At 69.5% G+C, this 13,944-nt stretch carries 17 protein-coding genes; 8 read left to right on the top strand and 9 right to left on the bottom strand.

Annotated elements, in window-relative coordinates; all coding sequences use genetic code 11:
* Nucleotides 1–104: 104 nt before the first annotated feature.
* Nucleotides 105–917, top strand: a complete 813-nt coding sequence (gene map / locus EOW66_RS13185) for a type I methionyl aminopeptidase (RefSeq protein ID WP_128156792.1) — start codon at nt 105–107, stop codon at nt 915–917.
* Between the two features lie 71 nt (nt 918–988).
* Here map and EOW66_RS13180 read toward each other — a convergent pair whose 3' ends face one another.
* The 3 genes from EOW66_RS13180 to EOW66_RS13170 are packed head-to-tail and all read right to left on the bottom strand — an operon-like array spanning nt 989 to nt 3,392.
* A complete protein-coding gene (locus EOW66_RS13180; RefSeq protein ID WP_128156791.1) occupies nt 989–1,636 on the bottom strand; it encodes an HAD family hydrolase in 648 nt (215 codons plus the stop codon).
* Nucleotides 1,633–2,196: a 16S rRNA (guanine(966)-N(2))-methyltransferase RsmD gene (gene rsmD / locus EOW66_RS13175; protein ID WP_128156790.1), complete on the bottom strand. Its 564-nt coding sequence runs from the start codon at nt 2,194–2,196 to the stop codon at nt 1,633–1,635. The genes EOW66_RS13180 and rsmD overlap by 4 nt, the downstream gene beginning before the upstream one ends.
* On the bottom strand, nt 2,193–3,392 hold the full coding sequence (locus tag EOW66_RS13170; RefSeq protein ID WP_128156789.1) for an NAD(P)/FAD-dependent oxidoreductase: 1,200 nt from the start codon (nt 3,390–3,392) through the stop codon (nt 2,193–2,195). The genes rsmD and EOW66_RS13170 overlap by 4 nt, the downstream gene beginning before the upstream one ends.
* Before the next feature lie 75 nt (nt 3,393–3,467).
* Between EOW66_RS13170 and EOW66_RS13165 the strand changes: the two genes are divergently transcribed.
* The gene (locus tag EOW66_RS13165; RefSeq protein ID WP_128156788.1) at nt 3,468–3,956 is read left to right on the top strand and encodes a peroxiredoxin; all 489 of its coding nucleotides are present in this window, start codon (nt 3,468–3,470) and stop codon (nt 3,954–3,956) included.
* A 42-nt stretch (nt 3,957–3,998) separates the two neighbouring features.
* Here the strand turns inward: EOW66_RS13165 and EOW66_RS13160 are convergent, their stop codons facing one another.
* The 4 genes from EOW66_RS13160 to EOW66_RS13145 form a co-directional block, all read right to left on the bottom strand.
* Nucleotides 3,999–4,388, bottom strand: coding sequence for a 4a-hydroxytetrahydrobiopterin dehydratase (locus EOW66_RS13160; RefSeq protein ID WP_128156787.1), 390 nt, complete (start codon nt 4,386–4,388; stop codon nt 3,999–4,001).
* A 64-nt stretch (nt 4,389–4,452) separates the two neighbouring features.
* A complete protein-coding gene (locus EOW66_RS13155) occupies nt 4,453–5,619 on the bottom strand; it encodes a GNAT family N-acetyltransferase (RefSeq protein ID WP_128156786.1) in 1,167 nt (388 codons plus the stop codon).
* 49 nt (nt 5,620–5,668) lie between these two features.
* Nucleotides 5,669–6,433 (bottom strand): glycerophosphodiester phosphodiesterase family protein, encoded by a 765-nt coding sequence (locus tag EOW66_RS13150; protein WP_128156785.1) that lies wholly within the window; start codon nt 6,431–6,433, stop codon nt 5,669–5,671.
* A complete protein-coding gene (locus EOW66_RS13145; RefSeq protein WP_128156784.1) occupies nt 6,430–6,888 on the bottom strand; it encodes a RidA family protein in 459 nt (152 codons plus the stop codon). The genes EOW66_RS13150 and EOW66_RS13145 overlap by 4 nt, the downstream gene beginning before the upstream one ends.
* A 148-nt stretch (nt 6,889–7,036) precedes the next feature.
* Between EOW66_RS13145 and EOW66_RS13140 the strand changes: the two genes are divergently transcribed.
* Entirely contained in the window at nt 7,037–7,582 is a 546-nt protein-coding gene (locus EOW66_RS13140) for a flavin reductase family protein (RefSeq protein ID WP_113901601.1), read from the top strand.
* Between the two features lie 393 nt (nt 7,583–7,975).
* A complete protein-coding gene (locus EOW66_RS13135) occupies nt 7,976–8,743 on the top strand; it encodes a DNA-binding transcriptional regulator (protein ID WP_128156783.1) in 768 nt (255 codons plus the stop codon).
* Here the strand turns inward: EOW66_RS13135 and EOW66_RS13130 are convergent.
* A complete protein-coding gene (locus EOW66_RS13130) occupies nt 8,728–9,315 on the bottom strand; it encodes an NAD(P)H-dependent oxidoreductase (protein WP_128156782.1) in 588 nt (195 codons plus the stop codon). The two genes, EOW66_RS13135 and EOW66_RS13130, sit on opposite strands and share 16 nt — an antisense overlap.
* A gap of 161 nt (nt 9,316–9,476) precedes the next feature.
* Here EOW66_RS13130 and EOW66_RS13125 point away from each other — a divergent pair, with 161 nt between their 5' ends.
* The gene (locus tag EOW66_RS13125; RefSeq protein ID WP_128156781.1) at nt 9,477–10,394 is read left to right on the top strand and encodes a hypothetical protein; all 918 of its coding nucleotides are present in this window, start codon (nt 9,477–9,479) and stop codon (nt 10,392–10,394) included.
* A 10-nt stretch (nt 10,395–10,404) separates the two neighbouring features.
* Here EOW66_RS13125 and EOW66_RS13120 read toward each other — a convergent pair whose 3' ends face one another.
* Nucleotides 10,405–11,160, bottom strand: a complete 756-nt coding sequence (locus EOW66_RS13120; RefSeq protein ID WP_128156780.1) for a TetR/AcrR family transcriptional regulator — start codon at nt 11,158–11,160, stop codon at nt 10,405–10,407.
* Nucleotides 11,161–11,823: 663 nt separating this feature from the next.
* On the opposite strand from EOW66_RS13120, the gene EOW66_RS13115 reads away from it, so the two are divergent.
* The 3 genes from EOW66_RS13115 to EOW66_RS13105 are packed head-to-tail and all read left to right on the top strand — an operon-like array spanning nt 11,824 to nt 13,942.
* The gene (locus EOW66_RS13115; protein WP_128156779.1) at nt 11,824–12,738 is read left to right on the top strand and encodes a VOC family protein; all 915 of its coding nucleotides are present in this window, start codon (nt 11,824–11,826) and stop codon (nt 12,736–12,738) included.
* 56 nt (nt 12,739–12,794) lie between these two features.
* A complete protein-coding gene (locus EOW66_RS13110; RefSeq protein WP_128156778.1) occupies nt 12,795–13,265 on the top strand; it encodes a nuclear transport factor 2 family protein in 471 nt (156 codons plus the stop codon).
* On the top strand, nt 13,262–13,942 hold the full coding sequence (locus EOW66_RS13105) for an alpha/beta fold hydrolase (protein WP_128156777.1): 681 nt from the start codon (nt 13,262–13,264) through the stop codon (nt 13,940–13,942). The genes EOW66_RS13110 and EOW66_RS13105 overlap by 4 nt, the downstream gene beginning before the upstream one ends.
* The last annotated feature ends 2 nt before the right edge of the window (nt 13,943–13,944 follow it).

Raw genomic sequence — 13,944 nt, 5'->3', positions numbered from 1 at the left:
TTTTGCGCAAATGTATAAGCCCGCGCCTTGTGTCGGAAAAGCCCGGCTCTGGCCAAGCCATGCTTTTGTGACTATCTAGGGGGCCAACAAGCAGGAGAAGACCAGTGGAAGAGAGTCGGGGCCACGTCACCAAGGACGGGATTCGCATCTACAACACAACCAGCGATTTCGATGGCATCCGGGCCTCCTGCCAGGTCACCGCGCAGATCCTCGACGAGGTTGCAGACCTCGTGAAGCCGGGCGTGACCACGGCAGAGCTCGACGATTTCATCCGCAAGCGCATCGGCGAGCTCGGCGCCACCTCGGCGACGATCGGCTATCGTGGCTACAAGCACGCCTCGTGCATCTCGGTGAACCATGTCGTGTGCCATGGCATCCCGTCGGACAAGGTGCTGCACGACGGCGACATCCTGAACATCGACGTCACCGTCATCCTCGACGGCTGGTTCGGCGACAGCTCGCGGATGTATGTCGCGGGCAATCTCAGCCGCAAGGCCGAGCGGCTGATCGACGTCACCCATGAATCGCTGCTGATCGGCATCGAGCAGGTGAAGCCCGGCAACACCTTCGGCGACATCGGCCACGCGATCCAGACCTATGTCGAGGGCAACCGAATGAGCGTGGTGCGCGACTTCTGCGGCCACGGCGTCGGCCGCGTGTTCCACGCCCCGCCGAACGTGCTGCATTACGGCCGCGCGGGCTCGGGCCCGGTGCTGGAAGAGGGGATGATCTTCACCATCGAGCCGATGGTGAACCTTGGCCGCTATGAAACCAAGGTGCTGGCCGACGACTGGACCGCGGTCACCCGCGACAAGTCGCTGTCGGCGCAGTTCGAGCATTGCGTGGGCGTCACCGCCGACGGCTGCGAGATCTTCACCCTCTCGCCCGCGAACCGCTTCCACCCGACCTGGCGCTGAGCCGGGCGGAAAGAGCCGGGGGCCCTGCCCCCGGACCCCCGGAGTATTTTCGCCAAGAAAAAGCCGGAAGCTCAGAGCCCGATCAGGGCCGGGACCTGTGCCATGTCGGTGAAGATCTCGGCCCCCGCCGCGGCGAGGCGCGGGTTCTCGCCCTGCGGCGCATAGCCGAGGCAGCGCATTCCCGCAGCCTTCGCCGCGCGCGCGCCGGTCGCGCTGTCCTCGATCACCACACAGTGCGCCGGATCGGCGCCAAGCGCGCGGGCCGCGTGCAGGTAAAGGTCGGGCGCCGGCTTCGGGCAGCCAAGATCCTGGCCCGAGAACAACAGCCCCTCGAGCCGCGCACGGATCTTCGGGTGCTGGCCCAGTGTCGCCTCCATCTTCGCGCCGCGCCCGTTCGAGCCGACGGCGAAGGGAATGCCCTCGGCATCGAGCCGGGCAAGCAGCGTGGCCACCCCCGGCATCAGCGGCGTGCCGGCGCGCAGCCGGGCGTAAAGCCGCGGGTAATAGCGCTCGACCCAATCGGCGGGCAGCGTCGCGCCCAGTGCCCGGCCCTGCTCGGCCACGCCCTCGATCGTGCCGCCGATGAACAGATCCTCGAGCGCCGGGATCTCCATCGTCAGCCCATGCGCGGCGAAATCCGACTGGATCAGGGCGAAGGTGGCGGGCTCGCTGTCGACGAGCACGCCGTCGCAGTCGAACAGAACAGCCTGAGGTTTCATGCGGGCATCCGGGCAAGGGTGACAAGGGTATCGCCATAACGGCGCTGGTCGATCTGTTCGAGCGGCGCCGGCACGGCGGGGGGAACGCTTTCCTCCCAGACGACCATCGCGCCCGGGGCGATCCAGCCATTCGCAAGGCAGGAGGCAATCGCCTTCTCGCCCAGCCCCATGCCATAGGGCGGATCGAGGAAGACAAGGTCATAGCCCGCGCCGCGGCACGGGCCCATGGCGGTGGCGTCGCGACGCCAGACATCGGTGATGCCCATCGCCCGCATCAGCTCGATGTTGCGGCGCAGAAGGGCGCGCGCCGCAGTGCCGTCGTCGACGAAGGCGACGCGGGCGGCGCCGCGCGACAGCGCCTCGAGGCCGAGCGCGCCGGTGCCGGCGAAAAGGTCGAGCACCCGCGCGCCGGGCACCGGGTTGCCGTGCGTGCCGTTGATGAGAAGGTTGAAGATCGACTCGCGCACGCGGTCGGTCGTCGGGCGCAGATGCGCCTGCGCATCGCCCTCGCCCACATCGGCGAGCTTCAGGCCGCGCCGCTCTCCCCCGATGATCCTCATTTCATCAGCGCCTTCAGGTCGGTTTCGGTGGCGATCTGCTCGGGCGTCACGGGCTTGCCCGCCTCGATCAGCCGCTTGCCGATCATGTAGGCCCGGGCATCGTTCAGCGCATCGACGGCGATCAGCGTCTCGCCGCGGAAATACCAGAACGAGGCGCCCTCGCCCTGCCGCGTCACCACCCGGTCATAGCCGGCGTTGAGCCCGGCGATCTGCAGCTTAGCCTCGAACTGGTCGGACCAGAACCAGGGCTTCGGCACATAGGCCTTGCCGGCGCCGAGCATGTTCTCGGCCACCAGATCGCCCATGTCGATGGCATTGCCGACGCTTTCCATCCTGAGCCGCGCATCCTTCCAGGGGAAGGCGGCACAATCGCCCGCGGCCCAGATCGAGGGGTCCTCGGTGCGGCCCGTCGCATCGACGGCGATGCCGTTCTCGACCTTCAGCCCCGCCGCCGCGGCCAGCCCGGTCTCGGGGGTGACGCCGATGCCGGTGATGACGAAATCGGCCGCGATGACCCGGCCGTCGGCCAGCTCGGCGCCGGTGATGCGGGTCTCGCCGGTCAGCCGCTTCAGCCCGATCCCCTCGAGGATGGTGACACCATGGGCGACATGCAGGGCGCGGATGGCATCGGCGGTCTCGGCGCAGGCGACGCGGCCGAGGATGCGCGGCGCCGCCTCGATCAGCGTCACACTGAGCCCGAGTTTCGAGGCGACTGCCGCCGCCTCGAGCCCGATATAGCCGCCACCGATCACCACGAGGCGGCGGCCGGCGCGGAACTCGGGCGCCATTGCATCGACATCGGCGAGGGTGCGCACGGTATAGACGCCGGGCAGATCGCCGCCGATCGCCGCGGGCAGGCGGCGCGGCGGGGCGCCGGTGCACAGCGCCAGCTGGTCATAGGCGACGGTTTCGCCCGCCGCCGTCACGACCGTCTTCGCGGCGCGGTCGATCGTCTCGACGCGGGTGCCGGTGCGCAGGGTGATGTCATTGGTCGCCCACCAGTCGTCGCCGCGCAGCGTCAGCCGGTCGAGCGGCATCTGGCCGAGCAGATAGCCCTTCGACAGCGGCGGGCGCTGATAGGGCGCCACCGGCTCCTCGCCAAGGATCGTCACGGCGCCGACATAGCCGAGCCCTCGCAGCTTTGCCGCCATCGACGTCGCCGCCTGGCCGCCGCCGACAATCACGATCCCCGCCATCATCTCACCTCTGGTCCCGTTGCGCGCCGACCCTATATCCTCGGGGCAACGACATGCAACGCGAGAGGGACAACAATGACTGTTACGGTTGGGGACGTGCTTCCCGGCGCCACGCTGCTGGTTCTGGGAGACAACGGGCCCGAGGCGGTGAGCCTTGGCGCCAAGATGAAGGGCCGCAAGGTGGTGATCTTTGCCGTGCCGGGCGCCTATACCGGCGTGTGCACCACCGCCCATGTGCCGAGCTTCATCCGCACCAGGGACAAGTTCGCCGAGAAGGGCGTCGACGAGATCATCTGCATCTCGGTCAACGACCCCTTCGTGATGAAGGCCTGGGGCGATTCGACCGGCGCGAATGCGGCCGGGATCTCGATGCTCGCCGATGCGGAATCGGCCTTCACCACCGCGATCGGGATGGATTTCTCGGCCCCGCCCGCCGGTCTCATCAACCGCTCCGCCCGCTATGCGATGCTGGTCGAGGATGGCGTGGTGAAGATCCTGCACCGCGAGGAATCGCCCGGCGTGTGCGACATCTCCGCGGGCGAAGGTCTGCTTGCCGCGATGTGATCCCCAGGACGCGATCACCGGGGGGGCGCCGCGCGGCGCCCCTCAGCCTTCGGGCGGAGGCTCCGGGGCCGCCGCCGCGGCCTTTTCCGCGCACAGGCAGGCGATCGGGCGCGACAGGTCGAGCATGATCTCGGCCTCGGTCTCGATCGCGTCGAGGCAATTTGCGAGTTCGGTGTCGAGCACGCTCAGCCCGCCGCAGGAATGGGTGGTCAGGCGGATGTCCACCACGTTGTAGCTGTTGCGCCAGTCCGGGTGGTGATCCATCTTCTCGGCCTCGAGCGCAGCGCGCGCCATGAACCCCCAGGCCTGCGAGAAGCTGCGGAACTTCCAGACCTTGCGCAGCGCGTCGCCGTCGGGGGCGGCACGCCATCCCGTTGCCTCGAGCGCGGGCAGCAGGGCGGCGCGCTCTTCCTCGGTCAGGATCTCGGCCATATTCGGTCCTCCGTGCTGTTCGCCCCATCCTTGCACATCGGAACGCGGGGCCAAAGCCCGCGGTTCAGTCCTCGGCGCGGAAGGGGCCAAGATCGGCCAGCGCCTCGATTTCCCCGGCGACGGCAGGGCGTTCGGCCTGAAGATAGTCATCAACCGCCCGGCGCAGCCCCGGGTGGGTGAGAAGATGCGCGGAATGGGTCAGCACCGGCATGTAGCCGCGGGCGAGCTTGTGTTCGCCCTGCGCCCCGGCCTCGACGCGGTCAAGGCCATGGGCGATCGCCCAGTCGACGGCCTGATGATAGCACAGCTCGAAATGCAGGAAGGCGTGATCCTCGAGACAGCCCCAGTAGCGGCCGAAGAGCGCCTCGCGCCCGATCAGGTTCAGCGCCCCGGCGACGGGAATGCCATCGCGCTCGGCCAGCACCAGAAGCACGTCGTCGCGCATCGCGTGCAGCGCGTCGAAGAAGGCGCGGGTGAGGTAGGGCCGGCCCCATTTCCGCCCGCCGGTGTCCTGATAGAAGGCCCACATCGCCGCCCAGTGCTCGGGGAGGATCGCGTCGCCGGTGAGGGACCGGATCGTGCCGCCAAAGCCCTGCGCCCGCTCGCGCTCCTTGCGCAGCGCCTTGCGCTTGCGCGAGGCGAGATCGGCGAGGAAATCGTCGAAGCTGTCATAGCCGCGGTTGGTCCAGTGAAACTGCATCCCGGTGCGGTGCAGCCAGCCCGCCCCGGTGGCGGCCGCCACCTCGTCTTCGGTGCAGAAGGTGAGATGGACGGACGAGAGCCCCGCCCCTTCGGCCACCTCGGCCATCGCCTGCAACAGCGCGCCCTGCCCCGCGGCCTCGTGGCCCGGGCGGGTCAGCAGGCGCCGGCCGGTGACCGGGGTGAAGGGCACCGCGCCCTGCAGCTTCGGATAATAGCGCCCGCCCGCCTGTTCGAAGGCCTCTGCCCAGGCGTGGTCGAAGACATATTCGCCCTGCGAATGGCTTTTCAGGTAGAGCGGCGCGACGGCGATCACCTGCCCCGCCGCCCGCGCCACCATCGGCCGCGGCGTCCAGCCGGAGCCCGCGCCGACCGAGCCCGAAGCCTCGAGCGCGGTCAGGAAGCGATGCGTGGTGAACGGGTCGAGCGGACGCCCGCCGTCCTGCGCCTCGGGACAGGCGCAGGCGTTCCAGTCACTTTCCGAAATCTCGGAAATTCCGGAAAGAATCGAAACCTCGACCGACGTGCTCATCTGCCCCCTCGGGAAACCTGCCCCGATGGTGGCGCGCCGCGGCGCGGCGTCAAGCCGGGATCGGCGCCGGATAGCCCTCGAAGGTGATGTTCTGCGCAATCTCGCGCGCTGCGGCCTCGGCCGCGGGCGAGCGGATCGTCCAGCACAGGATGGCCGCGCCCTGCGCCTTCAGCGCCGCAACGCGCGGGGCATCGAGCGCCGCCGCCTCGTGCGAGATGAAGCACGCGCCGACGCGGTCGTAATCGGGGATCTCGCGCAGGCTGTCGCGCACTGCGGCGGGCAGCAGCGGCCAGTCCTCGGCGGTATAGGCCGAGGTCGTCAGCCCCACCGCCACATCGGGCGCCGCGGCGCGGAAAGCCGCGATCGCATTCGGGTTGAAGGACATCACCGCGACCGGCCCGGCATAGGCCGCGATCTGCGCCGCCGCCGCGCGTTCGAGCGCACCATCGGTGCTCCCCATCGCGCCGTGCTGATCCTTGAGCTCGATCAGCAGCGGCACCCGGCCGGCGACAAGGGCCAGAAGCTCGGCGAGCGTCGGGATCCCCTCGTCACCGCCCAGAAGCGGCGTTGCCGCCAGCTCGGCCGCGGTAAAACCGCCGATCCGGCCGGCGACGCCGGTCAGCCGGCGCAGGTCGTAGTCGTGAAACACCATCGGCACGCCATCGGCCGAGGGCTGCAGATCGCATTCGATCGCATAGCCCGCGGCAATCGCCGCCCGCGCCGCGGCAAGGCTGTTCTCGGGGCGCCCCGCGGCGCGGTCGTGATAGCCGCGATGCGCGACCGGCAGGCGCAGGAAATCGGGGGACAACATCATGCGACCTCGAAGATCGCCTCGATCTCGACGGCGACGCCGAGCGGCAGCGAAGGCGCGGCCACCGCCGAACGGGCATGGCGCCCGGCCTCGCCGAAGACCTCGACCATCAGGTCGGAGGCGCCGTTCACCACCTTCGGCTGGTCGGTGAAGTCGGGCGTCGAGTTGACGAAACCCACGAGCTTCACCACCCGCGTCACCCGGTCGAGATCGCCCAGCGCGGCGCGCGCCTGCGCGATCAGCGCAAGGCCGCAGCGGCGGGCGGCGGCGGCGCCCTCCTCGATGCCGAGATCGGCGCCGAGCCGGCCGATGATCAGCCCCGCCGCATCCGACGAGATCTGTCCCGAGACGAAGAGCTGGTTGCCCGTGCGCACGAAGGGCACGTAATTCGCGGCCGGCGCCGGGGCCGGCGGCAGCTCGAGGCCAAGCTCGGCAAGGCGCGTTTCGATCAGGCTCATGATTCCCTCCATGTCCGGGGCGACGCTAGGGGCTCGGCGCCGCCGGCTCAAGCGCTTTTGCCGACGAAAGAGGCTGTGAAATGCGCCGCGACGCGCTAGATCAGGGGGCAGCCGGCGGCACAGGCCGGCGCCGTCGAAAGGGGATGCGATGCGCGAGAGCCACCAGATCGAAGCCGCCGTCAGCCGGGCCGAAGAGGCAAGCCCGATGCCCGACCCGGTCGATCCGCGGCAGTTCCGCGACGCGCTCGGCCGCTTCGCGACCGGTGTCACCGTCATCACCACCCGCGAGGCGGAGGGGGCGGCGCCGGTGGGGATCACCGCGAACAGCTTCGCCTCGGTCTCGCTCGACCCGGCGCTGGTGCTGTGGTCGGCGGCGCGGTCGTCGATGCGGCACCGGCATTTCTCGCTGGCGCAGGCCTTCGCGGTGCATGTTCTGGGCTTTGGTCAGCAGGCGCTGGCGCAGCGTTTCACCGGCAAGGGCGAGGGATTTTCCGGGCTCGACCACCGGCTGAACGCCGAGGGGGTGCCGGTCTTCGACGATGTTCTCGCGCGGTTCGAATGCCGCACCGAGGCGACGCACGAGGGCGGCGACCACACCATCATCATCGGCCGGGTGATCCGCTTTGCGCTGTGCCGCGAGGGCGAGCCGCTGGTCTTCGCCGGCGGTCGCTTTGGCCGGTTCGAGCCGAGCTGAGCGCAGGGATCAACGCGACCGGGAGGCGCCTGTCCCGCTGAGAAACCCGGCGCGATGACCGCAGTGGCCTCTGTCCACGATCTGAGGCAGACGCCCCGGATCTTCATCGTCAGGCCGATGCCGTCGGGGGCCAGATCCTCAACGCCGGGGAAGCCGACACCGCTCGAAGCGCGCCGAAGGCTTGCGCATGTCGAGGGCGCCTCGCCCGGCGCGCTTGTCCGGAACGACCGGCCCGACGGCCGATCTCATCCCGCAGACCCGCGTGGGAAAGGAGAGCCCAAAGGGTCAGGGCCGCCAAGGTCCGGCCCCGGCCGGCGCAACCGGAGCGGCTTGCATTTTTGCCCCCCGCGGTATCGGATGCTCGGCGAGATGCCTCGCCCCCGGACCGATCCGATGACGCCAACGCCTTCGAAAACCGTGCGCTCGGTCGAACGCACCTTGCAGCTGCTCGAATTCATGAACCGGGTCGCCGTGGTCCGGGTGCAGGATCTGGCGGCGCAGACCTGCCTGCCGGCGCCAACGGTGGTGCGGTTGCTCGAAACGCTGATTGCCGCAGGCTATGTGCGCAAGCTGGGCCGGACCGCGGGCTATTGCGTGACCGAGAAGGTCACCGCACTCGGGGCCGGGCATCACGGGCTGCCACAGGTTTTTGAGGTCGCGCGGCAGGCCGCCGAAACGCTGACCCGGCGCACCCTGTGGCCGGCGGCGCTTGCCACGCTCGACGTCGACGCGCTGGTGATCCGCTTCAGCACGATCCCGATGAGCCCGCTGTCGCATTACCAGTCGACGATCAACCGGCGGATGACGCTGCTCGACTATGCCCATGGCCGCGCCTATCTCGCCTTCTGCCCGACGGCCGAGCGGCGCCATCTGGTCGCGCTGCTGCAGCAATCCGCCGCGACCCCGGCCGAGGCGCAGGCGATCGAGGAGCGCGCGGCGGCCGTGGTGGCGATGACCCGCGCCAGCGGCTTTGGCGAGCGCAGCGGCAATGTCCAGCCCGAGACCCATTCGCTCGCGCTGCCGCTGCGGCTTGGCGCAAAGCTCGTCGGCACGCTCGGCGTCACCTATTTCGCCCGCGCGCAGGTCGATGTGCCGGCGCTGAAGGCCGAGCTGCGCGCCGCCGTCGCGGCCTGCGAGAGCGGCGCTCAGGCAGTCGGGTAACGGGTCTTCGCGCGGGCGTCATCGGCGCCCGAGGCGATGCGGCGCGGCGCGGCATGGCACAGGTGGCGGGCATAGCGCGCGGCCGATTGCGCGAGCGCCGCGTCGTCGCAGTCGCGCACGCCGGTCAGGGTGAAGGCGGGCAGATAATGCATGCCGGTATGGATCGCCAGCAACTCGAAGGGCAAGGTGACTGCGTCGAGCGTGTGGCCGTAGCGGCCATCGGGGCTGTAATCCGCACCGTTCGAGCCGGTCGAGACCGCGATGCCGAGCGTCTTCAGCCGCAGCGCCCGCCCGCCCGGACCATAGGCCCAACCCCGTTGCAGGACCGCGCCCATCCATTCCGACAACAGCGGCGGGCAGGAATACCAGGTCAGCGGGAATTGCAGCACGATCCGGTCATGGGCGTCGATCCGCGCGCGTTCGCGCGCGCCATCGATCCGGCCGCCGGGGGTCTCGGCATAAAGGTCATGGACGGTGCAGCCCTCGCAGCCGCGGGCCGCCGCGGCCCAGGCGGCATTGATCCGGCTGTGCGCCAGATCCGGATGCGCGACGATCACCAGCGTGCCTGTCATCTGTCTCTCCCTCTGCTTCGGGGGGACCGTCTCATCGCACGGGCAGTGGCTCAAGCGCGGCGGGCGTCAATTCCGCCTCGTGGAACTGGCACAGGTTTTGCGTGCACCCTCTGTGGTGCTGTGAGAGCTGTGGACCGGCATGAAGACGGAGAGACAGCCCCATGTTCGACGACAGCGACCCGCGCAAGGCGCTCCTCAAGACCGCTCCGGCCGAGACAGTGGCGACCGGGCCGTTCTGCCTGCCGCAGGTCAGCCGCTTCCACGATGCCCCGCCGCATGCGGCGGGCGCGGGCTGGCGGGCCTGGATGCTCGGCGCGACGCAGATGGTGCTGCGGGTGGTCGAGTTGGACGGCATGGCGGAATTCACCCGCTCCGGCCAGCTCGACGAATACATGGTCTTCTCCCTCGAGCCCGGGGTGCGTTTCACCATCGCCACCGGTGCGGGCCGGGTCGAGGATCACCCGGGCAACCACCTGTTCATCGTGCCGCCGGGCGACAGCCGGGTGACGCTGCAGGGCCGTGGCACGGTGACCTTCGTCTTCACCAGCCGTTCCGCCGACCTCGTGGCGCAATGCCCGCCCGAGGTGCGGCCGGCCGCGGTCAATCCCTGCATCCCGCCGTTCCAGCCCTGGCCCGACCCGCCCGCAGGCTTCCGGCTGCGCGCCTATGATCTGGACGTGGCGCCGCAGGAGGGGCGCTTTGGCCGCATCTTCCGCTGCACCACACTGATGGTGAACATCCTGCCGCGCTTCACCGCACCGCGCGACACCGCGAAGGTCTCGCCGCATTTTCATGCGAGCTTCGAGCAGGTTTCGCTGACGCTGGCGGGGGAGTTCGAGCATTTCCTGCGCTGGCCCTGGACGCCGGATCAGGCGCATTGGCTGCCCGACATGCGCATTGCCTGTTCCAGCCCCTCGGCCACGGTGCTGCCGCCGCCAGCGCTGCACACCACGCTCTGGACCTCGCCCGAGGCGCAGATCGTCGACATCTTCGCCCCGCCGCGGATGGATTTCTCGCAGCACGCAGGCTGGGTTCTGAATGCGGACGACTATCCGACGGCGCACACCGCAATCGAATAGGGCGCGGCGTTCAGCGCCCGCCCGGCTGCTCCGGGCCGCCGATCTCGCCAAGCGCCGGCATGCTGGCGATGACGATCTTTTCATGTGCAATCGCCGGCAGCACCGGCAGCGGCCGGGTGGCGATCTCCTGCGCCTCGGCCGCGGTCATGCCGAAGGCCAGCAGGATGTGACGCGCGATCTGCTCGGGGTAATCCGCGGGCGTGGCGCCCTGGGTGATCGAGACCATCGCCGCCGCGACCGCCCCCATCAGGATGTCTCGGCCGATCTCGGCCGAGCTGATGGTGAACACGCCCTGATCGAGGCCGCGCCGGATCGTCACCAGCGAATTGTGCCAGACCGTTTCGCCGAAGGTGTGGCCCGGCGCGCTCGAGTGGATCATCGCCCAGCCCCAGGCGGAGTTTTTCCCGGCGGCGTGCAGATAATAGCGGATCGCGACGGCGGTCTGCTCGGCCGGGCCCTCGAGCGCCGCGAACATCAGGTGGACGGCGCGGTCGAACTCGCCGGTCAGCTCCTCGAGGAGCTGGTATTTCAGCTGCCCGAGATCCTCGAAGTGGTTGTAGAAGGTGCCGCGCGCGACGCCGGCGCATTTGCAGATGTCCTCGATCCGCGAGGCCTGGCCGGTCTCCTGGCCAAAGCAGGTGAAGGCGGCGGTCAGGATCGTGTTGCGCGAGCGGGCGCGGCGGGCGGCGCCGATCTCGGCGCGGCGCCCGCTGCCGGCGGTCCGGTAGCCGAGGGTCGAAAGCTGGCTGTCGTCGTTTTCCGCCATGAACCGGTCTTGCTGCCCCTGCATCCGAGCCGGAGAATCGCCCGGCCTGCCGCGTTGCGGCGCCGTGCCGGCCGCGCCTTCCGGTATGGGGCGGATTGTCCCCGAGGTCCAGCTTTGCGGTGGCGGAACGGGTCCGGCCACACTGTCCGGCGTTGGGGACAGGCCGTTCCGGGAAGGGGGAGTGCGGGGCTTGCTCTGGCCCGGCCGCGGTCTGTCAACCATTTGAAATCTCGTCCTGCAAAAGCTGTCCCCGCGCCCCTGGCAGGGCGGCGGAAAATCGAATGTGTCCCGAAGTTATTCCGTCTGGTGGAATTTGTAAAATGACGATTTGTCATTTTGACATTCTGTCGTAGTCTTTCCGGGCAGCTTGGAGGGCTGCAAGGGAGAGGATCGGCCCGGAAGAGCCGAACGGAGGAGATCACGATGGCTGACGCAATGCGACCGGGCTGAGCCGGTCCGTGCCGCGTGGGGCCTGCGCCGGTCGGCGTGGGGCCGCGGGCCGAACATTCCATGACATTTCGCGGCGGGCTGCGCGCATCGGGTGCGCAAGGGCCGGGGTCTGCCCCGGGCGTCCCCTCTGCCACCGCCGCTTGCGACATCCGGCGCCACATCCCGTGGCCGCCGCAGCGAACACCATTGACTGAACACGAGAAGGACCAAGACATGGGGATCAACCGCATCGACCACGCCGCGATCTATGTCGGCGACATCGGCAAGGCGCTGAGCTGGTACGAGGACGTTCTGGGCTTGACGGTGCTGAGCCGCAGCGACGACAGCGCGCATCTGGCCTGCCGCGGCACGGCCGCCGATCTGACGCTGGTGAAGGGCACCTGCTCGCTCGACAATTTCACCTTCGGCGTCGATGACGAGGAGGATCTCGACCGGGTCGGCGCGATCCTGACGCGCGAGGGCGTGGCGCATGAACGTTTCGCCGGCGACAGCCGTCCGGGCGAGGGCGCGGCGCTGAAATTCCACCTGCCCTCGGGGCATCAGCTGCGGCTGGCCACCGGCGGGGCCGAGCGCCGCGCCGGGATCTCGGATTTCGACGGCCGCGGCTCGCATGTGCCCTGCGACATGGACCACATCAACCTGCTCGGCGAGGTCGAGCCCGAGGTGATGCGCGACTTCCTGATGATGATCGGCTTCAAGTCGTCGCTGAACATCTCGGTCGAAGGCAAGCTCGCGGGGATCTGGCTGCGCGGCTCGGCCTATGACCACGACATCGCCTATATGAAGGCAGTGAACCCGGCGCACCGGCTGCATCACGTCGCCTTCGCGGTCGAGGACGGCAACCACTATTTCCGCCTCTCCGACCGGCTGATGGAGACCGGCCACCGCTGGGAATTCGGCCCGGGCCGCCACAATGCGGGGCTGGGCTCCTCGACCGGCTTCGGCACCAACAATTACGCCTACATCTTCGACCCCTTCGGCAACCGCAACGAGTTCTCCTCGGGGATGGAGCAGTTCGCCGACGACGCGACGCCGCTTTGCGTCGACATCGTGCCCGCGCAGATGCCCGAGGTGATGAACGGCTGGGGCTATGAGATGGCCGAGACCTTCATGACGGTCGGCTCGTAACTGCAGGAGCAGGGCGTCTTCCCCGCGCGGGGAGCCGCCCGAACGGAGGGCATCCCATGACACTCACCTGCCAGCAGTTCCACATGCTCGAGGATCTGGTCCTGCGCTTCTGGGCCTGCGTCGACGAAACGGCGCCGATCGACGGGCCGGAGCTGTTCATTCCGGACGGCGCGCTGGTCATCGAGAGCTTTCGCGCCGAGGGGCAGGCGGCGCTGGCGCGCTATTTCACCGCGCGCCGTGCGCTCTCGGCCGCGCGCGGGCGCCTCACCCGCCATCTGTGTACGAACCTGCGGGTGTTGAGCGGCGAGGGTATGCGACTGGCGGCGACGATCACGGTGTTTTCCGGCACCGGGGCGCGCCCGGTCGCGCTTGGGCCGCCGTCGTCGCTTGCCGATTTCACCTTCGACTGTGTCGAGACCGCGGCGGGCTGGCGCCTTGCCTGCGTCACCGGCGCGCTGATCTTCGCCGGCGCCGACACGCCCGACCTGAAGCAGGCCGCCGCCGCGGCAAGGGGAGAGACGACATGAGAAAGGTCGCGCTGATCCATGGCTGGGGCGGCTCCTACGCCGCGACCTGGCAGGCCGACGGCTGGGACGCGGCCCTGCGCGCGGCGGGGTTCGAGCCGGTGGGGCTCGACATCGCCGGCCATGGCCCGCAGGGCGGATCGCACGATCCGGCCGATTATGCCGACCTTGCCGGCGATCTGGCGGCGCGGTTGCCGGGCGATCTGTTTGGTGCGATCGGCTTCTCGCTCGGCACCAAGCTGCTGCTTGAACTCGAGGCGCGGCGCCCCGGCGCGAACGGGCGGCTGGTGCTGGGCGGGATCGGCGACAATCTTTTTGCGCCGGAACAGGCCGGTCCCGCGCTTGTCGCCGCGCTGCGCGGTGCGGCGCAGGAGCCGCTCTCGCCGCAGGTCGCGGCCCTCGTCGACTATGCGCAGCGCAGCGCGTCCGATCCGGCCTGCCTCGCCGCGGTGCTGGAGCGGCCGGCGAACCCGGTGCTGACCGAGGCGCGGCTCGCGCAGGTGCGCGCGCCGGTCCTGATCTTCAACAGCCGCGACGATGCGGTGGCACAGCCCGATGCGCGCCTGCGCGCCGCGCTGCCCGGCGCCGCGCATCAGCTGATCGCCGGAACCGGCCATGTCGGCCTGACCGCCGACATCCGCTTCCGCGACGCCGCGCTCGCCTTTCTGAGCCGGGGCTGACG

The organism is Paenirhodobacter huangdaonensis, from assembly GCF_004022465.1.
Taxonomy (GTDB): Bacteria; Pseudomonadota; Alphaproteobacteria; order Rhodobacterales; family Rhodobacteraceae; genus Rhodobacter; species Rhodobacter huangdaonensis.
Note: the sequence above shows the minus strand (reverse complement) of the source record. Positions and strands in the feature narration are given on the sequence as shown.

What these genes read in the sequence shown, in the direction of transcription:
- EOW66_RS13180 (WP_128156791.1), bottom strand. Translation starts at nt 1,636, where the DNA reads ATGAAACCTCAGGCTGTTCTGTTCGACTGCGACGGCGTGCTCGTCGAC.
- rsmD (WP_128156790.1), bottom strand. Translation starts at nt 2,196, where the DNA reads ATGAGGATCATCGGGGGAGAGCGGCGCGGCCTGAAGCTCGCCGATGTG.
- EOW66_RS13170 (WP_128156789.1), bottom strand. Translation starts at nt 3,392, where the DNA reads ATGGCGGGGATCGTGATTGTCGGCGGCGGCCAGGCGGCGACGTCGATG.
- EOW66_RS13165 (WP_128156788.1), top strand. Translation starts at nt 3,468, where the DNA reads ATGACTGTTACGGTTGGGGACGTGCTTCCCGGCGCCACGCTGCTGGTT.
- EOW66_RS13160 (WP_128156787.1), bottom strand. Translation starts at nt 4,388, where the DNA reads ATGGCCGAGATCCTGACCGAGGAAGAGCGCGCCGCCCTGCTGCCCGCG.
- EOW66_RS13155 (WP_128156786.1), bottom strand. Translation starts at nt 5,619, where the DNA reads ATGAGCACGTCGGTCGAGGTTTCGATTCTTTCCGGAATTTCCGAGATT.
- EOW66_RS13150 (WP_128156785.1), bottom strand. Translation starts at nt 6,433, where the DNA reads ATGATGTTGTCCCCCGATTTCCTGCGCCTGCCGGTCGCGCATCGCGGC.
- EOW66_RS13145 (WP_128156784.1), bottom strand. Translation starts at nt 6,888, where the DNA reads ATGAGCCTGATCGAAACGCGCCTTGCCGAGCTTGGCCTCGAGCTGCCG.
- EOW66_RS13140 (WP_113901601.1), top strand. Translation starts at nt 7,037, where the DNA reads ATGCGCGAGAGCCACCAGATCGAAGCCGCCGTCAGCCGGGCCGAAGAG.
- EOW66_RS13135 (WP_128156783.1), top strand. Translation starts at nt 7,976, where the DNA reads ATGACGCCAACGCCTTCGAAAACCGTGCGCTCGGTCGAACGCACCTTG.
- EOW66_RS13130 (WP_128156782.1), bottom strand. Translation starts at nt 9,315, where the DNA reads ATGACAGGCACGCTGGTGATCGTCGCGCATCCGGATCTGGCGCACAGC.
- EOW66_RS13125 (WP_128156781.1), top strand. Translation starts at nt 9,477, where the DNA reads ATGTTCGACGACAGCGACCCGCGCAAGGCGCTCCTCAAGACCGCTCCG.
- EOW66_RS13120 (WP_128156780.1), bottom strand. Translation starts at nt 11,160, where the DNA reads ATGGCGGAAAACGACGACAGCCAGCTTTCGACCCTCGGCTACCGGACC.
- EOW66_RS13115 (WP_128156779.1), top strand. Translation starts at nt 11,824, where the DNA reads ATGGGGATCAACCGCATCGACCACGCCGCGATCTATGTCGGCGACATC.
- EOW66_RS13110 (WP_128156778.1), top strand. Translation starts at nt 12,795, where the DNA reads ATGACACTCACCTGCCAGCAGTTCCACATGCTCGAGGATCTGGTCCTG.
- EOW66_RS13105 (WP_128156777.1), top strand. Translation starts at nt 13,262, where the DNA reads ATGAGAAAGGTCGCGCTGATCCATGGCTGGGGCGGCTCCTACGCCGCG.